The sequence below is a fragment of the Hydrogenophilus thiooxidans genome, from assembly GCF_019049855.1.
Classification (GTDB): Bacteria; Pseudomonadota; Gammaproteobacteria; order Burkholderiales; family Rhodocyclaceae; genus Hydrogenophilus; species Hydrogenophilus thiooxidans.
In genome coordinates, this window is the sequence record NZ_JAHLSY010000006.1 from 44,095 (window position 1) to 68,267 (window position 24,173).

22 protein-coding genes and 1 tRNA gene are annotated in these 24,173 nt (G+C 61.3%); 12 read left to right on the plus strand and 11 right to left on the minus strand.

The window, feature by feature from the left end; genetic code table 11:
• The first annotated feature begins 31 nt into the window (after nt 1–31).
• The 4 genes from KUL93_RS11580 (at nt 32) to KUL93_RS04425 (ending at nt 6,231) form a co-directional block, all read left to right on the plus strand.
• Entirely contained in the window at nt 32–568 is a 537-nt protein-coding gene (locus KUL93_RS11580) for a shikimate kinase (protein WP_346731644.1), read from the plus strand.
• A gap of 36 nt (nt 569–604) precedes the next feature.
• Complete coding sequence (gene aroB, locus KUL93_RS11585) at nt 605–1,687, plus strand: 3-dehydroquinate synthase (RefSeq protein WP_346731645.1); 1,083 nt, start codon at nt 605–607, stop codon at nt 1,685–1,687.
• A gap of 229 nt (nt 1,688–1,916) precedes the next feature.
• Nucleotides 1,917–4,514 (plus strand): bifunctional aconitate hydratase 2/2-methylisocitrate dehydratase, encoded by a 2,598-nt coding sequence (gene acnB / locus KUL93_RS04420; protein ID WP_217125888.1) that lies wholly within the window; start codon nt 1,917–1,919, stop codon nt 4,512–4,514.
• 118 nt (nt 4,515–4,632) lie between these two features.
• The gene (locus tag KUL93_RS04425) at nt 4,633–6,231 is read left to right on the plus strand and encodes an HDOD domain-containing protein (RefSeq protein WP_217125889.1); all 1,599 of its coding nucleotides are present in this window, start codon (nt 4,633–4,635) and stop codon (nt 6,229–6,231) included.
• Here KUL93_RS04425 and KUL93_RS04430 read toward each other — a convergent pair.
• Together KUL93_RS04430 and aceK are read right to left on the minus strand one after the other, a co-directional pair.
• The gene (locus KUL93_RS04430; RefSeq protein ID WP_217125890.1) at nt 6,228–6,908 is read right to left on the minus strand and encodes a YiaD family glycine zipper/OmpA-like lipoprotein; all 681 of its coding nucleotides are present in this window, start codon (nt 6,906–6,908) and stop codon (nt 6,228–6,230) included. The two genes, KUL93_RS04425 and KUL93_RS04430, sit on opposite strands and share 4 nt — an antisense overlap.
• Nucleotides 6,909–6,930: 22 nt before the next feature.
• Nucleotides 6,931–8,706, minus strand: coding sequence for a bifunctional isocitrate dehydrogenase kinase/phosphatase (gene aceK, locus KUL93_RS04435; RefSeq protein WP_217125891.1), 1,776 nt, complete (start codon nt 8,704–8,706; stop codon nt 6,931–6,933).
• A 99-nt stretch (nt 8,707–8,805) separates the two neighbouring features.
• Between aceK and icd the strand changes: the two genes are divergently transcribed.
• From icd to KUL93_RS04455, 4 genes are all read left to right on the plus strand, one after another.
• Nucleotides 8,806–10,050 carry an NADP-dependent isocitrate dehydrogenase gene (icd, locus tag KUL93_RS04440; RefSeq protein WP_217125892.1) on the plus strand — a complete coding sequence of 415 codons (1,245 nt, stop codon included), beginning with the start codon at nt 8,806–8,808 and terminating at the stop codon, nt 10,048–10,050.
• A gap of 126 nt (nt 10,051–10,176) precedes the next feature.
• Nucleotides 10,177–10,431 carry a DUF4212 domain-containing protein gene (locus tag KUL93_RS04445; RefSeq protein WP_217125893.1) on the plus strand — a complete coding sequence of 85 codons (255 nt, stop codon included), beginning with the start codon at nt 10,177–10,179 and terminating at the stop codon, nt 10,429–10,431.
• A 14-nt stretch (nt 10,432–10,445) separates the two neighbouring features.
• Nucleotides 10,446–12,257, plus strand: a complete 1,812-nt coding sequence (locus KUL93_RS04450) for a sodium:solute symporter family protein (RefSeq protein ID WP_217125894.1) — start codon at nt 10,446–10,448, stop codon at nt 12,255–12,257.
• A gap of 124 nt (nt 12,258–12,381) precedes the next feature.
• Nucleotides 12,382–12,774 (plus strand): hypothetical protein, encoded by a 393-nt coding sequence (locus KUL93_RS04455; protein WP_217125895.1) that lies wholly within the window; start codon nt 12,382–12,384, stop codon nt 12,772–12,774.
• On the opposite strand, the gene KUL93_RS04460 is transcribed toward KUL93_RS04455, so the two are convergent.
• From KUL93_RS04460 to KUL93_RS04475, 4 genes are all read right to left on the minus strand, one after another.
• Nucleotides 12,701–13,021, minus strand: a complete 321-nt coding sequence (locus KUL93_RS04460; protein ID WP_217125896.1) for a DUF4212 domain-containing protein — start codon at nt 13,019–13,021, stop codon at nt 12,701–12,703. The genes KUL93_RS04455 and KUL93_RS04460 overlap by 74 nt on opposite strands.
• A gap of 69 nt (nt 13,022–13,090) precedes the next feature.
• Nucleotides 13,091–14,689: a malate synthase A gene (gene aceB / locus KUL93_RS04465; RefSeq protein ID WP_119335642.1), complete on the minus strand. Its 1,599-nt coding sequence runs from the start codon at nt 14,687–14,689 to the stop codon at nt 13,091–13,093.
• A 52-nt stretch (nt 14,690–14,741) separates the two neighbouring features.
• Nucleotides 14,742–15,593, minus strand: coding sequence for a sulfite exporter TauE/SafE family protein (locus KUL93_RS04470; RefSeq protein WP_217125897.1), 852 nt, complete (start codon nt 15,591–15,593; stop codon nt 14,742–14,744).
• A 16-nt stretch (nt 15,594–15,609) separates the two neighbouring features.
• The gene (locus KUL93_RS04475; protein ID WP_217125898.1) at nt 15,610–16,065 is read right to left on the minus strand and encodes a bacteriohemerythrin; all 456 of its coding nucleotides are present in this window, start codon (nt 16,063–16,065) and stop codon (nt 15,610–15,612) included.
• A 75-nt stretch (nt 16,066–16,140) separates the two neighbouring features.
• On the opposite strand from KUL93_RS04475, the gene KUL93_RS04480 reads away from it, so the two are divergent.
• Both KUL93_RS04480 and KUL93_RS04485 read left to right on the plus strand, forming a co-directional pair.
• Nucleotides 16,141–16,578 carry an HIT family protein gene (locus tag KUL93_RS04480; protein ID WP_119335639.1) on the plus strand — a complete coding sequence of 146 codons (438 nt, stop codon included), beginning with the start codon at nt 16,141–16,143 and terminating at the stop codon, nt 16,576–16,578.
• Between the two features lie 27 nt (nt 16,579–16,605).
• A tRNA-Ser gene (locus KUL93_RS04485) sits at nt 16,606–16,695 on the plus strand.
• Nucleotides 16,696–16,745: 50 nt separating this feature from the next.
• On the opposite strand, the gene KUL93_RS04490 is transcribed toward KUL93_RS04485, so the two are convergent.
• From KUL93_RS04490 to KUL93_RS04500, 3 genes are read right to left on the minus strand one after another with little or no spacing between them, the layout of a single operon-like run.
• Nucleotides 16,746–17,051, minus strand: coding sequence for a P-II family nitrogen regulator (locus KUL93_RS04490; protein WP_055424392.1), 306 nt, complete (start codon nt 17,049–17,051; stop codon nt 16,746–16,748).
• 4 nt (nt 17,052–17,055) lie between these two features.
• Nucleotides 17,056–17,994, minus strand: coding sequence for a sodium-dependent bicarbonate transport family permease (locus KUL93_RS04495; RefSeq protein ID WP_217125899.1), 939 nt, complete (start codon nt 17,992–17,994; stop codon nt 17,056–17,058).
• 33 nt (nt 17,995–18,027) lie between these two features.
• Nucleotides 18,028–18,402 carry a dihydroneopterin aldolase gene (locus tag KUL93_RS04500; RefSeq protein ID WP_217125900.1) on the minus strand — a complete coding sequence of 125 codons (375 nt, stop codon included), beginning with the start codon at nt 18,400–18,402 and terminating at the stop codon, nt 18,028–18,030.
• Between the two features lie 164 nt (nt 18,403–18,566).
• Between KUL93_RS04500 and glmU the strand changes: the two genes are divergently transcribed.
• Both glmU and glmS read left to right on the plus strand, forming a co-directional pair.
• Nucleotides 18,567–20,030 carry a bifunctional UDP-N-acetylglucosamine diphosphorylase/glucosamine-1-phosphate N-acetyltransferase GlmU gene (glmU, locus tag KUL93_RS04505; protein WP_217125901.1) on the plus strand — a complete coding sequence of 488 codons (1,464 nt, stop codon included), beginning with the start codon at nt 18,567–18,569 and terminating at the stop codon, nt 20,028–20,030.
• Between the two features lie 94 nt (nt 20,031–20,124).
• Nucleotides 20,125–21,957, plus strand: a complete 1,833-nt coding sequence (gene glmS, locus KUL93_RS04510; RefSeq protein ID WP_217125902.1) for a glutamine--fructose-6-phosphate transaminase (isomerizing) — start codon at nt 20,125–20,127, stop codon at nt 21,955–21,957.
• 74 nt (nt 21,958–22,031) lie between these two features.
• Here the strand turns inward: glmS and KUL93_RS04515 are convergent, their stop codons facing one another.
• Both KUL93_RS04515 and KUL93_RS04520 read right to left on the minus strand, forming a co-directional pair.
• Nucleotides 22,032–22,700: a LutC/YkgG family protein gene (locus KUL93_RS04515; protein ID WP_217125903.1), complete on the minus strand. Its 669-nt coding sequence runs from the start codon at nt 22,698–22,700 to the stop codon at nt 22,032–22,034.
• Nucleotides 22,697–24,157 carry a LutB/LldF family L-lactate oxidation iron-sulfur protein gene (locus KUL93_RS04520; protein ID WP_217125904.1) on the minus strand — a complete coding sequence of 487 codons (1,461 nt, stop codon included), beginning with the start codon at nt 24,155–24,157 and terminating at the stop codon, nt 22,697–22,699. Before KUL93_RS04520 ends, KUL93_RS04515 begins: the two co-directional genes overlap by 4 nt.
• Nucleotides 24,158–24,173 lie beyond the last annotated feature (16 nt).

The window sequence follows — 24,173 nt, forward strand, 5'->3', positions numbered from 1 at the left end:
ACGGCCATGTTCCCAAAAAACCGAGGAAGGTGTGGAACCAATCGTATTGGTGGGGATGATGGGTGCCGGAAAGACCACGGTCGGCAAGGCGTTGGCGGCGCGCCACGGGTTGGCGTTCGTCGATGCCGACGAAGCGTTGGAAGCGCGCACCGGTGTTCCGATCCCGCTCATTTTCGAAATGGAGGGGGAAGCAGGGTTTCGCGACCGCGAAGCGCGGCTGTTGGATGAGTTGCTGGCTCGAGAGAATCTGGTGATCGCAACCGGGGGCGGTGCGGTGACCCGCGCGGAGAACCGACAACGTTTCAAGCGCCGCGGCGTGGTTGTCTATCTGGAAGCACCGCTCGAGGTGTTGTGGGAACGGTTGCAACACGACCGCACGCGCCCGCTCCTGCAGGTGCCCGATCCGAAAGCGCGCCTTGCTGCGCTCCTTACCGAGCGGGACCCCTGGTACCGAGAAGTGGCCGACTTGATCGTTACGACCCGTCATGGTCGCTTGTCTGCGGTGGTGCAGGCGCTTGAAGAAGCGCTGATTGCCTATGGGGTGCCGTTGCCCGCACCGTCGGCGTGAGGGGCTGTGACCCAAACCGAAAAAAGGAGTTGAGCCGTGCGCATCGTCAGCGTCGATTTGGGGGCGCGATCCTATCCCATCTGGATCGATGAGGGGATTTTGTCGCATGGGGAGCTCATGCTCCCCTACCTGCCGCAACCCAAAGGTGTGATCGTCACCAACACCACAGTGGCGCCGCTCTATCTGGCGGGCCTACGCGCGGCGCTCGAACGGCATGGTGTCGCGGTCTCCGCGGTGGTGTTGCCCGATGGTGAGCGCTACAAAAACTGGGAGACGCTCCAGACGATCTTCGATGCGCTCGTCGATGCGCGCGCCGAGCGCGAAACGGCCGTAATCGCGTTGGGGGGGGGCGTGATCGGGGACATGGCCGGTTTTGCTGCGGCATGCTGGCAACGCGGTGCGCCGTTCCTTCAGGTGCCGACGACGCTCTTGGCGCAAGTCGACTCCTCCGTCGGTGGCAAAACCGCGATCAACCACCCCCGCGGCAAAAACCTGATCGGTGCGTTCTACCAGCCGCGTGCGGTGTTGATCGATACGGCGACCTTGCGCACGCTTCCGGCGCGCGAATTGCGTGCGGGGCTTGCCGAGGTGATCAAATACGGACTGATTCGCGACGCCGCGTTCTTCGAATGGCTGGAACACCGCATCGAGTCGCTCTTGGCGCTCGATGCCGAAAGCATCGCGATCGCGGTCGAGCGCAGCTGCCGGAACAAAGCAGAGGTGGTTGCAGCGGACGAAACGGAACGGGGCGTTCGCGCCACCCTCAACTTGGGTCACACCTTCGGGCACGCGATCGAGACCGCAACCGGTTACACGCAATGGTTGCACGGCGAGGCGGTTGCCGCAGGGATGATGATCGCCGCCGAAGTGTCGCTTCGCTTGGGGTGGCTCACGGAAAACGACTGCGCCCGGATCGAAGGGCTACTCATCCGTGCTGGCCTTCCGGTACGGGGGCCGGCACTCGATACCGACCAGGTCTGGCAACTGATGACGGGTGACAAGAAGGTTGTCGGCGGCAAAATCCGCTTCGTCCTGCTCAAGGGAATCGGGGAAGCGGTGGTGACCGCCGACGTCCCCAAAACCGTCGTCGATGCGGCTTTGGCCGCGCGGTTGGGCTGAGCGCATCCCGGCTAGAGGGTGCGTCAGACCATATCCCGTTGCTCGGTATTGCACACGGTGTCTTGCTGAGGCAAGGTAGTTCGTTTTGTCAAACACTGAGGCACGGCGCCCCGGGCGAATGCTTGTCGCTCGTGGCGCTTTCTTGTAGAATCTTTCTGTCAAGTCCTCTAGTCTTATAAAAGACATAAGACATATTTTGTTTGTGCGAGACCATAGCGAGGTGATCGTCATGTTGGAAGCCTACCGTGCCCATGTGGCCGAGCGTGCTGCGCTCGGCATTCCCCCGTTGCCGCTTTCCAAGGAACAGACCGAAGCGCTCGTGGCGCTCCTGCGTAACCCGCCCGCAGGCGAAGAGGCGTTTCTGCTCGAACTGCTCACCTACCGGGTGCCGCCCGGGGTGGACGACGCCGCGAAGGTGAAAGCCGAATTCTTGACCCGCATCGCGCGGGGTGACGAGATCAATCCCCTCATCAACCGTGAGCGTGCCACCGAACTGCTTGGCACGATGCTGGGTGGCTACAACGTGGCGCCGCTCATCGAACTGTTGAAGGATCCGGTGGTGGGGCAAATCGCTGCGCATGGGCTCAAGCACACCTTATTGATGTTCGATTACTTCAACGACGTCAAAGCGCTTGCCGACGCGGGGAACGCGAACGCCAAAGCGGTATTGCAGTCGTGGGCAGAGGGAGAATGGTTCACCAGCCGCGAGCCGGTGCCCGAGCGCATGACGATCACCGTCTTCAAAGTTCCCGGCGAAACCAACACCGACGACCTCTCGCCGGCGCCGGATGCCTGGTCGCGGCCCGACATTCCGTTGCACGCGTTGGCGATGCTCAAAAACCCACGCCCTGGGATCGAACCCGATGAGCCGGGTGTCCGCGGCCCGATCAAACTGATCGAATCGCTCAAAGCGAAAGGGCATCCGGTTGCCTATGTCGGCGACGTGGTCGGTACCGGCTCGTCGCGCAAATCGGCCACCAACTCGGTGATCTGGTGGACCGGTAAAGACATTCCGTTCGTCCCTAACAAACGCTACGGCGGGGTGTGCTTGGGCGGAAAGATCGCCCCGATCTTCTTCAACACGCAAGAAGACGCTGGCGCGTTGCCGATCGAGATCGACGTCACGCAGATGGAGATGGGGGACGAAATCGAGCTTGCGATCAACCACGAAACGGCCGAAGTCAAAGCCTACAAAAACGGGCAACTGATTGCGGAATCGAAACTCAAGAGCCCCGTCTTGCTCGACGAAGTGCGTGCCGGTGGCCGGATCAACCTGATCATCGGTCGGAACCTCACCGCAAAAGCGCGCGAAGCGTTGGGGTTGCCCTCTTCGACCCTCTTCCGGCTGCCGCAGCAACCCAAAGAGAGCGGCAAGGGGTATACGCTGGCGCAGAAGATCGTCGGCCGCGCTTGTGGTCTGCCAGAAGGGAAAGGGGTGCGCCCCGGGACCTACTGCGAACCCCGGATGACCACGGTTGGTTCGCAGGACACCACCGGCCCGATGACCCGCGACGAACTGAAAGACCTGGCTTGCTTGGGCTTTTCGGCCGACTTGGTGATGCAGTCTTTCTGCCATACCGCGGCCTACCCGAAGCCGGTCGACGTCAAGATGCACAAAGAGCTGCCCAAATTCATCACCGAACGGGGCGGGGTCAGTTTGCGTCCCGGTGACGGCGTGATCCACTCGTGGCTCAACCGGATGTTGTTGCCCGATACCGTCGGGACAGGCGGTGACTCGCACACCCGCTTCCCGATCGGGATCTCGTTCCCGGCTGGGTCGGGTCTTGTCGCGTTCGCTGCGGCAACGGGGTCGATGCCGCTCGATATGCCTGAATCGGTGCTGGTGAAATTCAAGGGCGAAATGCAGCCGGGCATCACGCTGCGTGACCTGGTCAATGCAATCCCCTACCACGCGATCCAGCAGGGGCTCCTCACAGTCGAGAAGAAAGGGAAGAAAAACATCTTCAACGGTCGGATCCTGGAGATCGAAGGGCTGCCGCACCTCAAGGTCGAGCAGGCGTTTGAGCTCACCGACGCCTCAGCCGAGCGTTCGGCCGCGGCCTGTACCGTCAAGCTCGACAAAGAGCCGATCATCGAATACCTCAAGAGCAACATCACGCTCTTGAAGTGGATGATCGCCAACGGCTATGAAGACAAGCGAACCTTGGCGCGGCGCATCGAAAAGATGGAAGCGTGGCTCGAAAATCCGGTGTTGTTGGAGCGCGACGAAGATGCGGAATACGCTGCGGTGATCGAGATCGACCTCAACGAAATCACCGAACCGATCGTCGCATGCCCGAACGACCCGGACGACGTCAAGCTCCTCTCCGAAGTAGCTGGCGACAAGATCGACGAGGTCTTCATCGGCTCGTGCATGACCAACATCGGCCATTTCCGTGCCGCGGCGAAAGTGCTCGAGGGGAAAAACGACATCCCCACGCGCCTCTGGATCGCGCCGCCCACGAAGATGGACGAGATGATCCTGCGCGAAGAGGGGGTCTATGGGGTGCTTGGGCGCGTCGGCGCCCGGCTCGAAATGCCCGGCTGCTCGCTCTGCATGGGCAACCAGGCGCAGATCAAGCGCGGCAGCACCGCGATGTCCACGTCCACCCGCAACTTCCCGAACCGTCTGGGGCTCGATACTCGGGTCTATCTCGGGTCTGCGGAGCTCGCGGCGGCATGCGCGCTCTTGGGGCGTATCCCGACGGTCGAAGAGTATATGGCGCTGATGCAACCGGTAAGCGCGCAAGCGCCCAACATCTACCGCTACATGAACTTCGATCAGATTCCGGAATTTGCCGAAGTCGCCAAGCAAGTCGCGGCGTAAGGTTCGGTTCTTCGGGTTCTGTTCCTTAAGAAGGGGGCTTTGGCCCCCTTTTTTGTGGAGTCGGCGTCAAGCATCGCATCTGTGCACGATACCGGGTGTTTCGCCTACAATGGACCCGATGGAACAGAGTTCTGAATCTTCCGCGCAATCGGTCCTTGCGTCGCTCTGGGAGCGGATGAACGCGCAGGGCGAATTTCCTGCGCTGGCGCGCAGCGTCGGGTTGGTGGTGCAATTGGCCGAATCGAACGACGCGCGTGTCGATCATTTGGCAAGCGTGATCCTGCGCGACGTTTCGCTGGCGTCGCGGATCTTACGCTTGGCAAACAGCGCTACCTACCGCCGTAGCGGCATGCCGGAGGTCACGACGGTGTCGCGGGCGCTCGTACTCCTGGGATTGGAGACGGTGCGCAACCTGGCGCTCACCTCAGTGGTCCTGCAGCGGCTAGGCGAGGCGCGGGGGACGATCGCAGCCGAATGGGCGCGCGCGTTGGTGAGCGCGCTTTTTGCCGAACAGCTTGCGCCCAGTTTTCGAATCAAAGGGGAACGTGCCTTTTTGACGACGCTCTTTCGCCACTTGGGCCGCTTGCTCGTCCACCACTATTTTCCCGAGGAGGCGGCGCAGATCCGGGCGCTCGTTGCCGCCGGGATGGCGGAAGCGAAAGCAGAGCATCAGGTGCTGGGGGTGCATTGCGCGACCTTTGGTCAGTTCGTCGCCAAAGCGTGGGGGCTGCCCCTTGCGGTGCAGGAGGCGATCGCGCCTACGGTTGGTGCGCCGCCCGTTACCTTGACCCAGGAACAGGATGCCGTGCGCTGGCTCACCGCCGCAGCCGAGGCGGCTGGCGCGCAACTGGCGCAAGGAAAGACGCTCGCGGCGCTTTATGGTGAGCTGACGCACCGCTATCCGTTTCTCAAGTCGATCGATGCGTCACAGTGGCAGGCGAGCACCAAACGGTGCGAAGAGGCGGCCGCCCAATGGTGGCGTGCTCTCGTAGGAGCGGGGGATCCCTTTACGGTATTTGCCGATCCCGGGACGCAGCCGGACCACGGGCGCAAGGCGCCACACCGTGCACACTCGCCAGAGGCGCCCGCGGATGCATCCGCCGGACCGACAGCGAAAACCGACCACGACAACGATGATTACGCACCCGACCCGCAAACGCCCGTCGATGAAGCACAGGCGATGCGGCGGATCCTGGTCGGAATCGAGGAGTATTCACAATCGCTGCTCGAAGGGCAGCCGTGGGCCTCGGTTGCGGTAATGGCGTGCGAAATCGCTTGGCGGGCGCTGCGCTGTGAACGGATTCTTCTCTTTCTCTGCGAAGGCGATCGGCTCGTGCCCGCATTCGGGATCGCACCCGAATGGCGCGACCTGCGTGCGGCGCTTTGGCACATCCCGCTGTCCGGCCCCGGGCACGTGTTTCAGTTGGCGGTGGCGCGGGGGCTCGACATCGAAATCGAGATGCGCAGCGACCCCGCGATTGCCGCGAAGTTTCCCGACGCGATGCGCCGCCTGCCGCGCGGCGAAAGTGTCTTGCTGCTTCCCTTGCGCACGCGCGACGAGACGTTCGGGCTTGCCTATCTCGACAAGCCGCTGCCCCGGCAATTCCAGCTCTCACCCGAACTCAAACGGGTGATTCGACTGTGGCGCAACCAGGTGGCGCTGGGCTGGGCGCAAGCGCGGACGAAAGCGCGGACGAAAGCGCAAGAAGCGGTTTAGCCGTCGGTTGCCGGGATCAGCAAAATTTCCACCCGCCGGTTCTGCGCCCGCCCTTCCGGCGTGGCGTTCGAGGCGATCGGGCGCGAACTACCGAACCCAACCGCGACGATGCGTCGCGGATCGACACCGCGTTGCATCAGGTAGCTCGCGACTGCCTGCGCGCGGTTTTCCGAGAGCGTCTGGTTGAACGCCGCGCTGCCGGTGGCGTCGGCGTGCCCCTCGATGCGGATGAGGGTGTTGGGGTATTGCTGCACGCTCTGCGCGAGTTGGTCGAGTACCGTGAGGAAACGCGGTTGTAATTGCGCGCTCCCGGTGGCGAAGGTGATCGCCTCCGGCGCTTGCAGCCGGATGGTGTCCCCTTGCCGTTGGATTTCGACGCCGGTATTGGCAAGCTGCTGCCGCAGTTGCGCCTCTTGCTGGTCCATTTGATGGCCGATCGCGCCGCCGACTACGGCACCCACCGCGGCACCGATCAACGCCCCTTTGGTCCGGTCTCCTTTCCCTGCGACGACGTTCCCGAGAACCGCACCGGCAACGGCGCCGGCGGTTGCTCCTTTCGCGGTATTCGCTCGTTCCCCGGTATAGGGGTTGGTCGTGACGCAACCGGCAAGCAACGCTACCGACGCGAGCACGGCTGCTCCAGCACGCGCGGTACGGGTGGTCAAAAATCGGGTCATCGGTGCACCTCCTTCGGTCCTTTCAGTTATGGGTAGGGGTTGAATCACGGTAGCGGTGACAAAAACGCATCTCTTCCCCGTACGGGAAAAAATCTTCGACAATGCCTGCCCGAATCCGTTCTTGCGCATTTTGCCAGAATTGCGGGGTCAAGAGGTCGCGGTGGTGTTTGAGGAAGATCTGCCGGATCTTCGGATCGCCCAGCAAGAAGGTCGCGAACTCTTCGGGAAAGACGTCACGCGGCCCTGCGGAATACCACGGCTCGTCGCTCATCTCCATTTCAGGATAAGGCGCAGGCGGAATCGCGCGGAAGTTCATCTCGGTCATATATTCGATCTCGTCGTAGTCGTAGAAAACGACCCGACCGTAGCGCGTCACGCCGAAGTTCTTCCACAGCATGTCACCGGGGAAGATGTTCGCGATCGCGAGCTCGCGAATCGCATTGCCGTATTCGATGATCGCCGCTTCGGCTTCCTCTGGGGTGGCGGTTTCCAGGTAGAGGTTGAGCGGCGTCATGCGGCGTTCGATGTAGAGGTGTTTGATCACCAATTGGTCGTCGATCACTTCGATCAGACTGGGCGCCTCTTGCCGCAATTCGACGAGCAATTCGGGAGAGAAACGCGCAAGCGGCAACGCCACTTGGGAAAATTCCAGCGTATCGGCCATTCGGCCGACGCGGTCGACTTGCTTCACCATGTGGTATTTGCGGCGCACGGTGGCGTGGTCGATGTTTTTCGAACTGCCGAAGCGGTCTTTGATCACTTTGAAGACGTACGGGAAAGAGGGTAGGGTGAAGACGAGCATCACCATCCCTTTGATCCCCGGCGCGATGATGAACTGGTCGTTGGAGTGGCGCAGGTGGGCGATGAGATCGCGGAAGAACATCGTTTTGCCCTGCTTGCCCAACCCAAGCATCGTATAGAGTTCGGAGCGCGGTTTGTTGGGCATGATCGAGCGTAGGAATTGCACGTAGCCCGACGGGACTTCCATATCGACCAGGAAGTAGGCACGCGACAGCGAAAAGAGCACGGAGATGCGCCACGCTTCGAAGAGCGCGGTGTCGATGATCAATTTGCCGCTGTCGCCGTGGCGAATCGCCAGACAGAAGGGGATTTCGTCGTGGCCGTTGATCCCTTTGCCGATCACGTACGCCGTTTTGTTGCGGTAAAACGGGGAATAGAGCACCTGAATCTGGGCGTTCACTTCCATTTTCGGCCACCGGCCACCCAGGTGCGTCTCCAGCGCGCGTAGGACAAAGCCGATGTCGCGGTCAAGGTCCTCGAAGGGGCGCTCCCAGTCGAAATCTTCGACGATGCGACGGATCGTTGCCCGTAGCCCCCCCTCTTTCGGGTAATAGCTCGTGTAGACGGGCGGGAACGACTCGATGTATTCGGTCGAGATCGCAGGGCGCGCGAAGATGTATTGGTTGTTGAAGTAGCTTCGGTCCAGGATTTTGGTGGTCACCGAATTGAAAAAGGTCTCTGCGAGCTCAGGCTGTTTGTGGTCGATCAGGTGGTCGATGTAGAAGAGTTTGACCGCACGCCAGGTGGCGTCGTCGAGCGTAGCGATGGGAAACTGCGTTTTGAGCCGTTCGACCGTTTCGGCAACGCGCTGATCGTAGAATTCGACGCGATCGCGCACCAATTCGAGCTGCTTTTGCCAGTCACCCGCTTCAAAGAGCTCTTTGGCCCGGGCGCTTACCGCGCGAAAGATACGGTAGTGCTTGTCGAACCCTTCGATCATCGTTCGTGCCATGCCTTGGGCGATGAGTTCGAGTTCATCGGGCATCGGCCGATCCATCTTCGTCTCCCTTGTCTGGTTGGAGTTTTCGCGAAGTATAGCGCGGCAAAGGCGTTTTGACGGATAATAAGGGTTCCTAACACAGGGAGTGAAAGCACCATGAGCTATCAAAAGATCCAAGTGCCAGAAGGGGGTCAAAAAATCGTAATGGGGCAGCCGATCCCCGACAACCCAATCGTACCCTTCATCGAAGGGGACGGGATTGGGGTCGATATCACGCCCGTGATGCGTGCCGTGGTCGACGCTGCTGTGGAGAAAGCCTACGGCGGGAAGCGTAAGATTCACTGGATGGAAGTCTATGCCGGTGAAAAGGCCACGCGCATCTACGGTCCCGATCAGTGGCTTCCTGAAGAGACCCTGGAGGCGCTCAAGGAATACGCGGTGTCGATCAAAGGGCCGATGACCACTCCGGTTGGTGGCGGAATCCGGTCGCTCAACGTGGCGTTGCGGCAAGAGATGGACCTCTACCAGTGCGTGCGCCCAGTGCGCTATTTCAACGGGGTGCCGTCGCCGCTCAAGCACCCGGAGCTCGTCGATATGGTGATCTTCCGCGAAAACACCGAAGATATCTACGCGGGAATCGAATGGCCGGCGAAATCGGAAGGGGCGCAGAAGGTCATCAAGTTCCTTCAAGAAGAGATGGGGGTGAAGAAGATCCGCTTTCCCGAGACCTCTGGGATCGGCATCAAGCCGGTCTCGATCGAAGGGACGAGCCGTCTGGTGCGCGCCGCAATCCAATACGCGATCGACAACGACCGCAAATCGGTGACGCTGGTGCACAAAGGCAACATCATGAAGTTCACCGAAGGGCTCTTCCGCGACGTCGGCTATCAGGTGGCGAAAGAGGAGTTCGGTGCGCAACCGATCGACGGCGGCCCTTGGTGCCAATTCACCAACCCGAAGACCGGGCGCGAAATCGTCGTCAAGGATTCGATCGCCGATGCGTTCCTGCAGCAGATCCTTTTGCGCCCTGCCGAATACGACGTGATCGCAACGCTCAACCTCAACGGCGACTACATCTCCGACGCGCTCGCCGCGCAGGTTGGCGGAATCGGGATCGCGCCGGGCGCGAACATCGGTGACCATTACGCGGTCTTCGAAGCCACCCACGGCACCGCGCCGAAGTATGCCGGGCTCGACAAGGTAAACCCGGGCTCGCTCATCCTCTCTGCCGAGATGATGTTGCGCTTCTTCGGCTGGAAAGAGGCGGCGGACCTCATCATCGCCGCGATGGAGCGCACCATCAACGACAAGATCGTCACTTATGATTTCGCCCGTTTGATGGACGGCGCCACCGAAGTCTCCTGTTCGGGCTTTGGTAAAGCGATGATCGAACGGATGTGAGCAACCGACGACTGACGGAAATTCGCTTGCTGTAAGTTTCGCGTAAGCATTCATCCGTACGCTTTATGCCATCGTCGAGGTCACCCTGGGCGATGGCTTTTTTCGTTAACCACAAAGGAGGTTGAGATGGACAAGTCACCCGACGCCTACTGGAAAGCGACACTGCGCCTCATTGGCACAGTGCTCGTGATCTGGTTTGCGGTCTCCTACCTAGCGGGGATCTTGTTGGCCCCGGTGCTCAATAGCATCCATCTGGGCGGATATCCGTTGGGCTTCTGGTTCGCCCAGCAGGGCTCGATCTATGTCTTCGTCGCGTTGATCTTCTGGTACGCGAAGAGAATGGATGGCATCGACCGCGAGTTTGATGTCCACGAAGAGTGAGGGGAGGAAACAGCATGTCACTGAATGCCTGGATTTGGCTGATCGTCGGGCTTTCGTTCGCGCTCTATATCGGGATCGCGATCTGGGCCCGCGCTGGTAGCACTTCGGAGTTTTACGCAGCAGGGGGTGGGGTTCCGCCGGTGATGAACGGGATGGCGACCGCTGCCGACTGGATGAGTGCCGCGTCGTTCATCTCGATGGCTGGCCTCATTTCGAACTTGGGTTACGGCGGTGGCGTCTTCCTGATGGGATGGACGGGGGGTTACGTCCTTCTGGCGATGACACTTGCACCGTACCTGCGCAAATTCGGTAAATTCACCGTGCCGCAGTTCATCGGGGATCGGTATTACTCCAAAACCGCTGCGGTCGTCGCGGTGCTTTGCCTCTTGATCGCGTCGATCACCTACATCATCGGGCAGATGACCGGTGTTGGCGTGGCGTTCTCCCGCTTTCTCGGGGTCCCCAAAGAGATGGGGATCTACATCGGGATGGCGATCGTCTTCATGTACGCAGTTTTCGGCGGCATGAAGGGGATCACCTACACGCAGGTGGCGCAATACATCGTGTTGATCGTGGCCTATACGATCCCGGCGATCTTCATCTCCGCAATGCTCACCGGCAACCCGCTTCCGCAGTTGGCGTTGGGCTCCACCTTGAAGGGCTCAGACGTCTACCTGCTGGAGCGCCTGGATCAGATCGTCACCGAGCTGGGTTTCGGGAAATATACGACGACCACGGTGGGGAGCACCCTCAACATGTTCGTCTATACCCTGAGCCTGATGATCGGCACCGCCGGCTTGCCGCACGTGATCATGCGCTTCTTCACCGTGCCGCGCGTGAAAGACGCGCGCGCTTCAGCAGGCTGGGCGCTCGTCTTCATCGCGATCCTCTACACCACGGCGCCGGCGGTCGGGGCGATGGCGCGCTACAACCTTTTGGCCACGGTTTATCCCGCTGCGCTCGAGAACAAGCCGATGGTGACCGCTGACCAAGGGATCCGCTACGAAGAGCGCCCCGATTGGATGAAGCGTTGGGAAGTGACGGGTCTGCTCATATTCTCCGACAAGAACGGAGACGGCCGCATCCAGTACTACAACGACAAGACCAAAGACGAAGCCGCGAAGCAGAAGTTCGAACAAGCCGGCTGGAAAGGCAACGAATTGACGGTGGACGCCGATATCATCGTGTTGGCGAACCCGGAGATCGCGATGCTTCCGAACTGGGTGATCGGCTTGATCGCAGCAGGGGGTCTGGCGGCTGCGCTCTCGACCGCTGCGGGGCTTTTGATGGCGATTGCGGCAGCGATTTCGCATGACCTGGTGAAAGGGGTGTTTGCGCCGAACATCAGTGAGAAAGGTGAGCTGATGGCGGGCCGAATTGCGATGGCGATCTCGATCCTCGTTGCCGGCTACCTGGGGCTCAACCCGCCGGGCTTCGCAGCAGGGACCGTCGCACTGGCGTTCGGTTTGGCCGCCTCTTCGCTCTTCCCGGCGATCATGATGGGGATCTTCTCGAAGAAGATGAACAAAGAGGGGGTGATTGCCGGGATGATCGCCGGTATTGTCGTGACCCTCTTCTACGTCTTCGCACACAAGGGGATCTTCTTCATCAAGGGCACCGAGTATCTCGACCTGATCGGCGGGCCGAACAGCTTCTTCGGGATCACGCCTGAGGCGTTCGGTGCGGTGGGGGCAGCGGTGAACTTCATCGTTGCGTTCCTCGTCGATAAGTTCACACCGGAACCCCCGGCGCACATCCAGGCGTTGGTGGAAAGCGTCCGCGTGCCGCGCGGTGCCAAAGCGGTGGATGGCGCACACGTCCACTGATCGTCCGGTTTGGTCCCTGCCTCAGTTGGCCCGAGGCAGACAGGCCAGACCACTTGCCGGAACTCCGGTATAATGCGCAGGCCGCCAACTTCGGTTGGCGGCTTGTTTTCTGAGGATACGACCTATGGAAAGCATCCATTTGACCGTCTCGCTTGCGATCAATTGGATCCTCTTTTTGGCACTTTTTCCAGTAACCTTCGTCTGGTTACGCCGCGCGTTTCGTATCATCGTCCAGCGCGACTACTCCGAAGTGGCATTGAAAGGGGGAGAGCCGCCGCCCGATCCGGAACGGTGGGCGCCGTACACCGCGGCAATCAATCTCGTTGCCGGTGCGGTCACCGCGTATGTGATCTATGGTGTGATCGTCTTGGCACTATCGTTCGATACCTGGACCGCGATTGCGGGAACGACGATCTGGTTGAAATTGATCCTGGATTTTGCGCTCAGTCGACACGCCCATTGGCGGGCGAAGCAGGCGCTGAAAGCTGAGCGCGCGCAGAACGCGCCCAACGATTGACCAGCACGGCGTAGCCGGTTGCCAATACGGTAAAGAGTACGAGTGAAAAAAACGAGAGATTGAGGAAGCTGAGTGGAATGCCCCAGAGGGTGATCCGGCTCATCGGCTCGGCCCACCAGACGATCGCGAAGTTGTAGAGGAGCCAGACAACGAGTTCTGCCCATGTCAAGCAACGCGTGCGTTGCCAAAACGCTTTGCGGATCGTTTCCGCCCGCGCGTTGCGTTCGTCGTGGGTCAGCATTGGCATCGTGACCGCGCCTCAGCCCGAGAGAAAGCAGCCAAAAGAAAAGGGCGCTTGGTTGCGCCCCTTTCGCGGCTACGGCATGGCTTCGTAGAGCGGCAACGTCAGGAATTCGGGGAATTCCGGATCCAATGCGATCTTCTCGAAGATTTGCGCCGCTTGTTCATACGTTTCCAGCGGTTCGCCTTGGGCGGCGACCACCGCTTTCACCTTGTCGAGCTCTTCCGGGATCAGGGAGCGGACGAGCTCTGCGGTGACCTTGCGTCCGTCGGTCAAGATCCCTTTTGGGCTATAGACCCATTGCCACACTTGCGAGCGCGCGATCTCTGCGGTTGCGGCATCTTCCATCAGGTTGTGGATCGCGACGGCGCCGTTGCCGTTGAGCCATGCGCCCAGGTAGTGGATCGCCACGTTGATGTTGTTGCGCAGCCCCGCTTCGGTGATCGGCTGTTCCGGACGGAAATCGAGTAGCTCCTTCGCCGTGAAGGTTTCCGTACGCTGTTTTTCCCACTGGTTGGGTTTGTCGCCGAGCACCGCGACGAACTCTTCCATCGCGATCGGCACCAAACCGGGGTGGGCGACCCAGCCGCCGTCGAAGCCGTCGTTCGCGTCGCGCCGCTTGTCTTTGCGCACACCTTCGAGCGCACGCGCGTTCGCTTCCGGGTCGTTTTTGATCGGGATCAGCGCGCTCATGCCGCCGATCGCCGGGGCGCCGCGCTTATGGCACGCTTTGACGACCGAAAGGGCGTAGGCACGCATGAAGGGAACTTCCATGGTGATCAAATTGCGGTCGGCCAGGCAGAAGTCTTTGTTTTTCTTGAACTTTTTGATGCAGGAGAAGATGTAGTCCCAGCGCCCTGCGTTGAGACCTGCCGAGTGGTCACGCAGTTCATAGAGGATTTCTTCCATCTCGAACGCGGCCAGGATCGTTTCGATCAGAACAGTCGCTTTGATCGTGCCCCGCGGCAGTCCCAATTCGTCTTCGGCGAAATGGAAGACGTCGTTCCACAACCGCGCTTCGAGATGGTTTTCGAGCTTCGGCAGGTAGTAGAAGGGGCCGGCGCCGCGCGCGATCTGCTCTTTGGCGTTGTGGAAAAAGGCCAAGCCGAAATCGAAAAGCCCACCAGAGACGCGTTGCCCGTCGACAAGAACGTGTTTTTCGTCCAGGTGCCAGCCGCGCGGACGGATTTGCAGCACCGCGATTTTCTCATTCAGTTTGTATTCCTTGCCGTTTTCGGCAACGAAATCGATCTGACGGCGAATCGCGTCATAGACGTTGATCTGCCCTTGGATCTGGTTGAACCAGTTGGGACTGTTCGCGTCTTCGAAATCGGTCATGTAGCTGTCCGCGCCGGAGTTGAACGCGTTGATCACCATCTTGCGATCCGACGCAGGGCCTGTGATTTCGACGCGGCGGCATTCCAACGCTTTGGGCACCGGTGCGATCTTCCAGTCGCCTTCGCGAATGTGCGCCGTTTCGGGAAGGAAATTGGGCATTTCCCCTGCGTCGATGCGCGCTTGCCGTTCGACGCGCGCGCGCAGGAGTTCTTGCCGCCGTGGTTCGAATTTCCGGTGCAGTTTGGCTACGAATGACAGCGCCTCTGGTGTCAGAATCTCGTCGAAGCGTGGGTGCATCGGGGCGTTGATCGTCACGCCGTCAGGTAGTGCAGACATCGTTTTTGTCTCCCTAAGTCACAATGAACGGATTTTTCCGCAACGAGTTGCGTTACGCGGCTCCATAGACGGAAACGAAATAATAGCAGGTGAGCGCGGTTCCGACGAAGAGGACGAAGGTGCGAAGCCACTTCGCGGGTAAGCGTCGCGCGACGCGACCAGCGAGATATCCCCCGACGCTGGCGCTCATCGCGGTGACCACGAGGTGGGGCCAGCTCACCGCACCGCCGATAACGAAGGTCGCCGCTGCTACCGTATAGATCGCCGCTGAGAGCAGGTTTTTGAGGGCTTGGATTTCATGGATGTCTTCGATGCGTTGCAGCGCAATCGCCGCGATCATTACGATCCCCATCCCTGCGCCAAAGAAGCCGCCGTAGATCGCGACGAAGAACTGGAACAGACGCGCACCCGGGTGGGCAATGCTGCTGCCGGGGGGCGCTATGACGGTATCGTTTCGTTTTGCGGCGCGCAAATGGGGCGAGAGGGCAGCCGCAGCGATCTCCCGCTCTGTCGCAAGCCAGCGGTTGATACGTGGTGCTGCGGCAAAAAGGAGCGTTGCAATGAGCAAAAGCCAAGGAATGAGTGTTGCGAAAGTTCGGTTGGGGGTGAAAAGCAAAAGCACAGCACCCAGCGCGCCTCCGATCAACGCAATCACGACCATTACGACAAGGTGGTGGGCATAGCGGCGCAATTCGTGCCGGTACGCCCAAGCGGTGAAGAGGCTCGCTGGCCAGAGCGCCACCGAATTGGTGGCATTGGCGACAACCGGGGGCAAACCGGCTGCGAGCAGTGCCGGAAAGGAGAAGAAGGTGCCGCCGCCAGCGAGCGCATTCATCGCCCCCGCGGCGGCACCGCCCAGAATCACACCGAACCACGCGGTGAATGGGGTGTCGAGAAATTCCATGAGGCGCGTACGAGCGTCAGACCGCTGCGCCCAGGAGGTAGTCCCTCATTTTGAGATCTTCCTGGATCACATGGTGGATCAACCAGTCGCGCAACAGTTGTAACAGCGCTTCTTTATTTTCCTTGGGTAGACTATCGGCTGAGGTTTGTTGGGAGTGGGCCAGCAGGATCTTTTCGGTCAGGTCGTTGAGGCGCCGGACGAGCGTTTCGTGGGCTTGCGCGTGCTTGTGAAAGTGGGGGTAGTCAATTTTTCGCATGACCGACTCTTCACGCGCAAAGTGATCACGCGTGTAGTCGTGAAGCGCGTCGAGTGCAAGCGTAAGCACCCCCATCGAGGCATGCGTGACAAAGAGGGATTGCACCTCGTTGATGAGTTCGATCAACCGCTTGTGGTCTTCGTCGATCTTTTCATGACCCACCGCGAGTTGCGGACGCCACTCTAAGGGCGTAAAACCGGATTTGTCGTTGGCCATGGAACGCGCACGGTAGCAAAGATGGATATACAGAGATTATACTGATCGCTGCGCGTTGTCAGCAGGTCGTTTGCGATGCCTCCACCTTGTCCCTTGTGTGCGTCAGAAGTGTTGCCCATCGTTTGGCAAAACCGAATGTGTCGTGTCGTTTGGGTGCAAGACCCTGAGTATCCGGGATATCTCCGTGTGATCTGGCAGCGGCACGTCGAGGAGATGACCGATCTTTCCTGGGCTGAGGCGAACCATCTGTGGCGGATTTTATGGGGCGTCGAGCGTGCCCTCCGCGCGGAGGCGCAACCCGACAAGGTCAATCTGGCTGCGTTCGGGAACGTGGTGCCGCACCTGCATTGGCATGTGATCCCTCGTTACCGAGACGATCCCCATTTTCCTGAGCCCTACTGGGGGCGACGCGTCCGCAATCGCCCGTCCGTTCGGGCCGTTGCGACATGCGAAACGATGCGTGCCGCGCTGACTGCCGAATTGGGGCGCGGCGAAGATGTCGCGTTGGTGTGAGGTTTTACGGTACAATTGCGCCCGATCGGAGGCGTGGCCGAGTGGTTTAAGGCAGCGGTCTTGAAAACCGCCAGGGGTTTGCGCCCCTCGTGAGTTCGAATCTCACCGCCTCCGCCATCCCTTGCATACCGACGATCTGTTTTCGTGCCAAGGAACGCTGAAGGGGTTCAAAACTTCTCCGGTCGTAACACGCCCACTTCGAACGTATAAGCCACCACGGCGTAATGGCGGAAGTAGTGGGTCAGAACGTGATCGAGAATCGCGTCGGCAACTTCCGGCGAACAGAGTACCTCGATGCGGACCGTTTTCGCGGCTTCCCATTCGCCGCTGCGGGAACCGCGGGAGCCCTGACCGCGGACTTCACAGACGCTGTAACCATGGGCACCCAGGCGCATCACGTCGGTAGTGAGCAGCCCTTCGATCGCTTCTTCGGCAATGATCACGACGAGTTGTCGGGTAGCGCGCGTTTTCATCTCGTTATCCAATGATCTGTTGGGATACGAAATAATACAGCGGGATGCCAACCAGAATGTTGAAGGGGAAGGTGACCACGAGCGATGCGCCGATCGAGAGCGCCGGGTTGGCTTCGGGCACGGCGATACGCATCGCGGCCGGGGCGGCGATGTACGAGGCGCTTGCGGCGAGCGTCGCCAAGAGCATCGCGCCGCCTGCGGAAAGGCCGGCGATTGCCGCGGCGATGAATCCTAGGGTAGCAGAGATGAGCGGCATCACGACACCGAAAACCGTCAGAAATACCCCGGCACGCTTCAGCGCGTCGATCTGCCCGGCCGCGACGAGCCCCATTTCCAAGAGAAAGAGCGATAGCGCTCCTTTGAAGCCGACGAAATAGAACGGTTCGAGCGGGGCGATCTTTTCGGGGCCGGCGAGCCAACCCACGACGAGTCCCCCTGCCAAGAGCACGATACTTTTCCCTAAAAGGACCTCGTGCGCGAGTGGTCCCCAGCGGACGGTTTGGAGGTTACCCATCCGCGCCAGAAGAATCCCGACGATGATCCCGGGGATCTCAAGAAGGACGAGGAAAAGCGGCGCGTACGCTTCGAATGGGACGTTTTTGGCGCGGAGAAAGTCGAGCGCGACCGCAAACGTCACCGCGCTCACCGAACCGTAATGACCGGCGATCGACGCGGCGTCGGGCCGCGGCAGTCGACCCAAACGGGTGAGGATGGGAAACGCAACGAGCGGGATGAGCACGCCCAAGAGGAACGTTACCCCTGCTTTGGGTGCGACTTCGAAGAAAGGCTCTTTGGCAAGTTCCACACCGCCTTTGAGACCGATCGCCAGGAGCAGATAGATCGAAAGGGCTTCGTAGAGTTGTCCGGGGATTTTGAGGTCAGAACGCGCGAGTCGCGCCAGAAAACCCAGTACGAAGAAGAGCGGAACCGGATCGAATGCCATGATTGCTTCCGACGAAATGATTGTAATTCATAATTATAACGCCGTGCGCGCCGCATAGCTGTCACGCGAGTGCGCAATGCGCACCCCTACGGCGCGGGCGTTTGGGTAAAAATCTGGTTTGGCAAGCGTCACCTCGACCCAATCGATTTTCGGATCGTGGCGAAAGAGGTGGTCGATGAGTTCGGTGGCGAGCGATTCCAGGAGATCGACGTGGGGCTCCGTGTGCCAAGCGGTGATGCGGTCGACGGCGAGCGAATAGTCGATGCACGCGCTGAGGTCATGCGGACGGATCGGCAGCGCGCCGCGTGCGCGAACGGAGACGAGTAAGCGTTGCGGGGCCAGCCGTTCGTGCGGGCAGAGCCCCACCGGGACGACCACTTCCATCTCGTCGATGAACACTTCGTACATAGGCATTCGTCTTCAGGCGTATCGGCGCGATTGTAGCGGCATTGTTTGAGAAGGCAAAAAACGGGGCGGCGCAAATCGAGCGAGCCGCGGTCGGCAGAAATCGAAGCGGTCGATATGGGCTTTGTTGTGCGAAAATCCTAGGGTCACGGTGAGAGCGAGGGAAGATGTCACCGCACACAGTCGATATCGTCGTTCTGGCTGCGGGAAAAGGGACGCGGATGCGTTCGGCGCGGCCGAAGGTGTTGCAGCCGCTTGCGGGGCGGCCACTTCTTTTTCACGTGCTCGATACCGCAGAAGCGCTCGCTCCCGCGCAAGGCGTGGTGGTGGTCGGTCATGAAGCGGCGCAGGTAACCGCTGCGCTCGCGGCGTGGTATTCGCGCCAGAGGGTGTCTGCAAGCAATGGGAACGGGCCGACTGCGCCACAGAAGGCGCCCGAGCAAACCGGTTCAGACATCTGGCGCACGGTGGCGCAGACGCCGCAGCTTGGCACCGGCCATGCGTTACAGGTAGCGCTACCGGCGCTCGCCGATTCGCCAGCACGATGGGTTCTGGTCCTCTACGGTGACGTTCCGCTCATTCGGCCGTCGACGCTCGTGCGGCTCGTCGCCGCGGCAACCGCGTGCGACGGGGTCGCGCTGCTTACGGTGACCCTCGAAAATCCGAGCGGGTACGGGCGAATCGTGCGCGATGGCGCAGGTGGTGTTGCCGCAATCGTCGAAGAGAAAGATGCAGACGCAGCCACACGTGCGGTTCGCGAAGTCAATACCGGTGTGATGGTCTTGCCGAAAGCGCGTTTGGCTGCGTGGCTCGCCGCGCTTACCCCCAACAACGTGCAAGGGGAGTATTACCTCACCGACGTGGTGGCGCGTGCGGTGGCCGAGGGGGTGCCGGTGGTTGCGGTGCAACCGGAGACGGTGGAAGAGACGCTCGGGGTCAATGACAAGCGGCAGCTTGCGGAATTGGAACGGATTTTCCAACGGCAGACGGCGGAACAGCTTCTGGCGGCGGGGGTGACCCTGCTCGACCCAGCGCGGTTCGACGTGCGCGGGGAGCTTACCTGCGGGCGTGACGTGACGATCGACGTCGGTTGCCTCTTCCTGGGCGAGGTGGTGTTGCACGACGATGTGGTGGTGGGCGCGCACTGTGTGCTGCAGGACTGTGTCGTTGGGCCGGGGACGCGCATCGAGCCCTTTTCTCATATCGTTGGTGCGCGGATTGGCGCAAACGCAGTGATCGGCCCCTATGCCCGCATTCGGCCCACGACGGTGCTCGCCGATGGTGTGCATATCGGCAACTTCGTTGAGGTCAAGAATTGCGAAATCGGGGAAGGGAGCAAAGCCAACCACCTGAGTTACCTGGGGGACGCAACGGTGGGGGCGCGGGTCAATATCGGAGCGGGAACGATCACCTGCAACTACGATGGGGCGAACAAACACCGGACGGTGATCGAGGACGATGCGTTCATCGGTAGCGACACGCAACTGGTTGCGCCGGTGCGGGTCGGGCGCGGCGCAACGTTGGGAGCGGGCACGACGCTCACCAAAGATGCGCCGCCCGAGGCGCTCACCCTATCGCGGGCGCCGCAACGGTCGATCGTGGGCTGGAAACGGCCCCAGAAGAAACGATGAGCGGTTGGCGTGCGCATGCGGCGTGGCGTGGTCCGGCGGGGGTAGCGAGCGCGGCCGATGGTAACGAACGACAAACTGAGGAGGGCAAAGCACGATGTGTGGGATCGTTGCGGCAGTAGATGCTCGCGGAAGTGTGGTCGATTTCTTGCTCGATGGGCTCACGCGGCTCGAATATCGCGGGTACGACTCGGCGGGCATCGCGGTGGTCGATGATGCCGGGACGCTTCGGCGCGCACGGGGAACGAGCCGGGTTGCTGCATTGGCAGAGTCGGTGCGCCGCCAGGGGCTCAGCGGGCGGGTGGGCATCGCCCATACCCGTTGGGCGACCCACGGGGCACCGACGGAAGCGAACGCCCACCCCCATGTGGTGGGGAGCGTTGCGCTCGTTCATAACGGGATCATCGAAAACGCCAACGCGTTGCGCGCCGAATTGTGCGCGAACGGGGCGGTTTTCGCGTCCGAGACCGATACCGAAGTGATCGTCCACCTCGTGGCGCAGGCACGCGCTTCGGGAGCGCCGCTTTTTGTTGCGGTGCAGCAGACGGTGGCGCGGCTTCATGGTGCTTTCGCGATCGCGGTGCTCGACGCCGACGATCCGCAGCGGCTGGTCGTGGCGCGTCGCGGTTCCCCGTTGGTGCTGGGGGTGGGTGAGGGGGCGAACTACGCCGCGTCCGACGTTTCGGCGTTGGTCTCCCGCACGCGCCAGGTGATCTGGTTGGAAGAGGGGGATGTCGCCGAATTGACCCCGTCGTCGATCGCGGTCGTTTCCGCTGACGGGGCGTCGGTGGAGCGCCCCATTCGTACCACGGCGCTCACCGCGGACGCGGTGGCGTTGGGGGGGTATCGCCACTACATGCAGAAAGAGATCTTCGAGCAGCCGCAGGCGATCGCCAACACCGTCGGTGCGATCGGCGGTGGGGTGGCGCTGGGGCCCGCGCTTTTTGGCGCGGCCGAGCCGTGGCTTGGCGAGGTCGACCGGGTGCTGATCTTGGCGTGTGGCACCAGCTACCACGCTGGAATGGTGGCGCGCTACTGGCTCGAAGCGGTGGCGGGAATCCCAACGGTGGTGGAGATCGCGAGCGAATTCCGTTACCGCGTCAGTGTCCCCGATCCGGCAACGCTCGTGGTGGCGATTTCGCAATCGGGCGAAACCGCCGATACGCTCGCAGCGCTCGAACACGCGCATCAACTGGGGATGACGAAGAGCCTGGCGATTTGTAACGTCCCCGAGTCCGCGTTGACTCGCACCGCTGCGGCCACTTTCCTTACCCATGCCGGACCAGAAATTGGTGTGGCATCGACGAAAGCCTTCACGACCCAGTTGGTGGCGTTGGCGCTCCTTACCTTGACGATGGCGAAGCTGCGTGGCCGGCTCACTCCCGAAGCGGAAGCCGAGCATCTGGCGCGGTTACGCCATGTGCCGGTGGCGTTGCAAGCAGTGTTGGCGAAGGAAGCGGAGATCGCTGCGTGGGCGGCCCATTTCGCCGATAAAGCGCATACGCTCTTTCTGGGGCGTGGGGTTCATTGGCCGATCGCGATGGAAGGGGCGTTGAAACTCAAAGAGATCAGTTACATCCATGCGGAGGCCTATCCCGCGGGCGAACTGAAGCATGGGCCGCTTGCGCTCGTCGATGCTCGCATGCCGGTTGTTGCGGTGGCGCCGAACGATCAGTTGCTCGACAAGCTCATGTCCAACCTGGAAGAGGTGCGCGCACGCGGCGGCGAACTCTACGTCTTCGCCGACCAGGGGGTGAGCATACCGCAGGTGCCGCACCTGCACGCGATCCAGCTGCCCGAACACTACGGGCTCTTTTCCCCGATCGTCCATGTGGTGCCGTTACAACTTTTGGCGTATCACGTGGCACTCGTGCGGGGAACCGATGTCGACAAGCCTCGGAACCTGGCAAAGAGCGTGACGGTGGAGTGAGCGCAGCAACGCGCTTTTCGCCCGTGCCCGGTGCGCGGGCACCCCTGCCCTGAAGGAACAGACGCGAGAAGGGCTTAAGGGATCAAGAAGACATGCACCCGCCGCGGTCCGTGGGCGCCCAACTGGATCGTCTGCTCGACGTCTCCGGTCCGTGAGGGGCCGGCGACGAAGTTGATGGTGCGCGGCAGCCGTTCGCGCCAATCGGTTGCATCGTCGCCCAGTTCGTCGCGCAGCAGCGCCCAGAACTCCTCGAAATGGGCGACGATGCGCGACTGCGACAGCAGCACGAGGTGATTGTCGGGCACGAACCGGTGGGTGATGGGATGCACGGGGGCGGAGAGGAAGACAAGACTGCCCACTTCGGCAACGCCAGCGTACGCTTCGCTCACCGCGGTTTCGGTGGTGACGGTCGCCGGTTCGCAACGCAGTTGCCACGCAGCGGGCCAAGAGAGGTTGAGGAGGGTGCCGCTTGCGTGCGTGGGCGGTGCAGCCCCCACTTCGGCACACCACGCCGCGACCGCTTCGGGAAGGGCGTCGCGGGAAGGAAGTTCACATACCGTTCCGGCGCGTGCGGTCCACAGTCGCTGCCACCGTTCCGTGATGGGTTCGGAAAACGCCAGCCGCGGGTGGGGCGCGCGCGGGGTGATCGCATTGGCGCGTGCAGCGGGATCGGCAGTCTCAGCCGTGCCGCTTTTGCCCAACGCGGTGCGGATCGCCGTCAGAATGCGTTCGCGGTTGTTCATCGCTCGACTCCGTCGGGATGGTTACGTTTGGCGTGCCAGAGCTCGAGGAACGTCCGCCCCGGTGGCGCAGGAAGGTCACGAACCGCAAACCAGCCGCGCGCGAAGGGAAACCAGCGGAGGGTTTTGCGCCCTCGCGCCCATGCGGCGAGTAGCCTGACTTGGATCCGCTCTGCGGCATGGTAGAGCGCCGGGCGCGTAGCGAGCCAGCGCCAAAGGGTGAGCGCACGCCCTTCGAGCGCGGGACGAAGCCCCGCTTTGTGCTGTTCATGGCGCAGGCGGCGCAGCAGGTCCGGCAAGGGGATTTTCACGGGGCACACTTCTGCGCAACGACCGTTTAGCGTGCACGCGTTGGGAAGATCGCGCGCATTGTCGAGGCCAGTAAAGAGCGGGGTCAATACCGACCCCATCGGTCCAGGGTAGACCCAACCGTACGCATGTCCGCCAATCGCACCATAGACCGGGCAATGGTTCATGCACGCGCCGCAGCGGATGCAGCGCAACATCGGGCGGAACGGGCCGTTGAGCATCCGGCTGCGTCCGTTGTCGACGAGTACGACGTGAAACGCCTCAGGGCCATCTTGGTCGCCCGGGCGACGCGGGCCAACGGAGTAGGTGGTGTAGGTTTCGCTGTCTTGTCCCGTCGCGGAGCGTGCCAGCAAGCGCAGAAAGAGCGCCACATCCTCGAGCGTGCCGACCACCCGCTCGATTCCGGCGGTGACGATATGGATGCGCGCAAGCGTCTGGGTGAGGTCGCCGTTCCCTTCGTTGGTGACGATGAGCGTCTGTCCCGTCTCGGCTACGAGGAAGTTCGCGCCGGTGATGCCGACGTCTGCTTGGAAGTACTTTTGTCGCAGCTGCAACCGCGCCTCGGTGACCAGCCCTTCGACGGTCGTTTGCCGCGGCGTGCCATGCGCGGCTTCGAAAAGGTCGGAGATCTGCTCTTTGGTTTTGTGGACCGCGGGGGCGATGATGTGGGAAGGGGCTTCCCCAGCCAGCTGGATGATGTATTCGCCGAGATCGGTTTCGACGATTTCGTACCCCGCTGCCTCCAGCGCCTCGTTGAGCCCGATCTCTTCGGAGACCATCGATTTGCCCTTGGTGATCACGCGGGCATTCGCTGCGGCGCAGATCTCCAAGATGATGCGGCGCGCGGTGTCGGCATCGGGCGCCCAATGGACGACACCGCCGTGGCGGGTGACCTCGGCTTCGAACGCGGTGAGGTAGGTATCGAGGTCGGCCAAGATTTCATCTTTGCGCCGGGCGCCCGCTTCGCGTAACTGCTCAAATTCGGGGACGAGCGCAACCGCTTTCGCGCGTTTGCCGATGAAGCCATCCGCGGCACGGGATAGCGCCGCCTGGAGATGAGGTTCATGGAGCGCAAAGACGGCTTGTTCGCGAAAGCGGCGCGGTGAGCGGGGTTGAGCCGGTTGGCAGGATCGTGCGGTTTGTCCAGTCATAGGGTACACTCCGAAT

Excerpts from the sequence above, each read along its gene's own strand:
- KUL93_RS04470 (WP_217125897.1), bottom strand. The coding sequence starts at position 15,593 with ATGGAATTTCTCGACACCCCATTCACCGCGTGGTTCGGTGTGATTCTG.
- KUL93_RS04500 (WP_217125900.1), bottom strand. The coding sequence starts at position 18,402 with ATGTACGAAGTGTTCATCGACGAGATGGAAGTGGTCGTCCCGGTGGGG.
- acnB (WP_217125888.1), top strand. The coding sequence starts at position 1,917 with ATGTTGGAAGCCTACCGTGCCCATGTGGCCGAGCGTGCTGCGCTCGGC.
- KUL93_RS04460 (WP_217125896.1), bottom strand. The coding sequence starts at position 13,021 with ATGCCAATGCTGACCCACGACGAACGCAACGCGCGGGCGGAAACGATC.
- icd (WP_217125892.1), top strand. The coding sequence starts at position 8,806 with ATGAGCTATCAAAAGATCCAAGTGCCAGAAGGGGGTCAAAAAATCGTA.
- KUL93_RS04425 (WP_217125889.1), top strand. The coding sequence starts at position 4,633 with ATGGAACAGAGTTCTGAATCTTCCGCGCAATCGGTCCTTGCGTCGCTC.
- glmS (WP_217125902.1), top strand. The coding sequence starts at position 20,125 with ATGTGTGGGATCGTTGCGGCAGTAGATGCTCGCGGAAGTGTGGTCGAT.
- KUL93_RS04455 (WP_217125895.1), top strand. The coding sequence starts at position 12,382 with ATGGAAAGCATCCATTTGACCGTCTCGCTTGCGATCAATTGGATCCTC.
- KUL93_RS04430 (WP_217125890.1), bottom strand. The coding sequence starts at position 6,908 with ATGACCCGATTTTTGACCACCCGTACCGCGCGTGCTGGAGCAGCCGTG.
- KUL93_RS04495 (WP_217125899.1), bottom strand. The coding sequence starts at position 17,994 with ATGGCATTCGATCCGGTTCCGCTCTTCTTCGTACTGGGTTTTCTGGCG.
- KUL93_RS04475 (WP_217125898.1), bottom strand. The coding sequence starts at position 16,065 with ATGGCCAACGACAAATCCGGTTTTACGCCCTTAGAGTGGCGTCCGCAA.
- glmU (WP_217125901.1), top strand. The coding sequence starts at position 18,567 with ATGTCACCGCACACAGTCGATATCGTCGTTCTGGCTGCGGGAAAAGGG.
- KUL93_RS04520 (WP_217125904.1), bottom strand. The coding sequence starts at position 24,157 with ATGACTGGACAAACCGCACGATCCTGCCAACCGGCTCAACCCCGCTCA.
- KUL93_RS04445 (WP_217125893.1), top strand. The coding sequence starts at position 10,177 with ATGGACAAGTCACCCGACGCCTACTGGAAAGCGACACTGCGCCTCATT.
- KUL93_RS04490 (WP_055424392.1), bottom strand. The coding sequence starts at position 17,051 with ATGAAAACGCGCGCTACCCGACAACTCGTCGTGATCATTGCCGAAGAA.
- KUL93_RS04450 (WP_217125894.1), top strand. The coding sequence starts at position 10,446 with ATGTCACTGAATGCCTGGATTTGGCTGATCGTCGGGCTTTCGTTCGCG.
- aceB (WP_119335642.1), bottom strand. The coding sequence starts at position 14,689 with ATGTCTGCACTACCTGACGGCGTGACGATCAACGCCCCGATGCACCCA.
- KUL93_RS04515 (WP_217125903.1), bottom strand. The coding sequence starts at position 22,700 with ATGAACAACCGCGAACGCATTCTGACGGCGATCCGCACCGCGTTGGGC.
- aceK (WP_217125891.1), bottom strand. The coding sequence starts at position 8,706 with ATGGATCGGCCGATGCCCGATGAACTCGAACTCATCGCCCAAGGCATG.
- KUL93_RS04480 (WP_119335639.1), top strand. The coding sequence starts at position 16,141 with ATGCCTCCACCTTGTCCCTTGTGTGCGTCAGAAGTGTTGCCCATCGTT.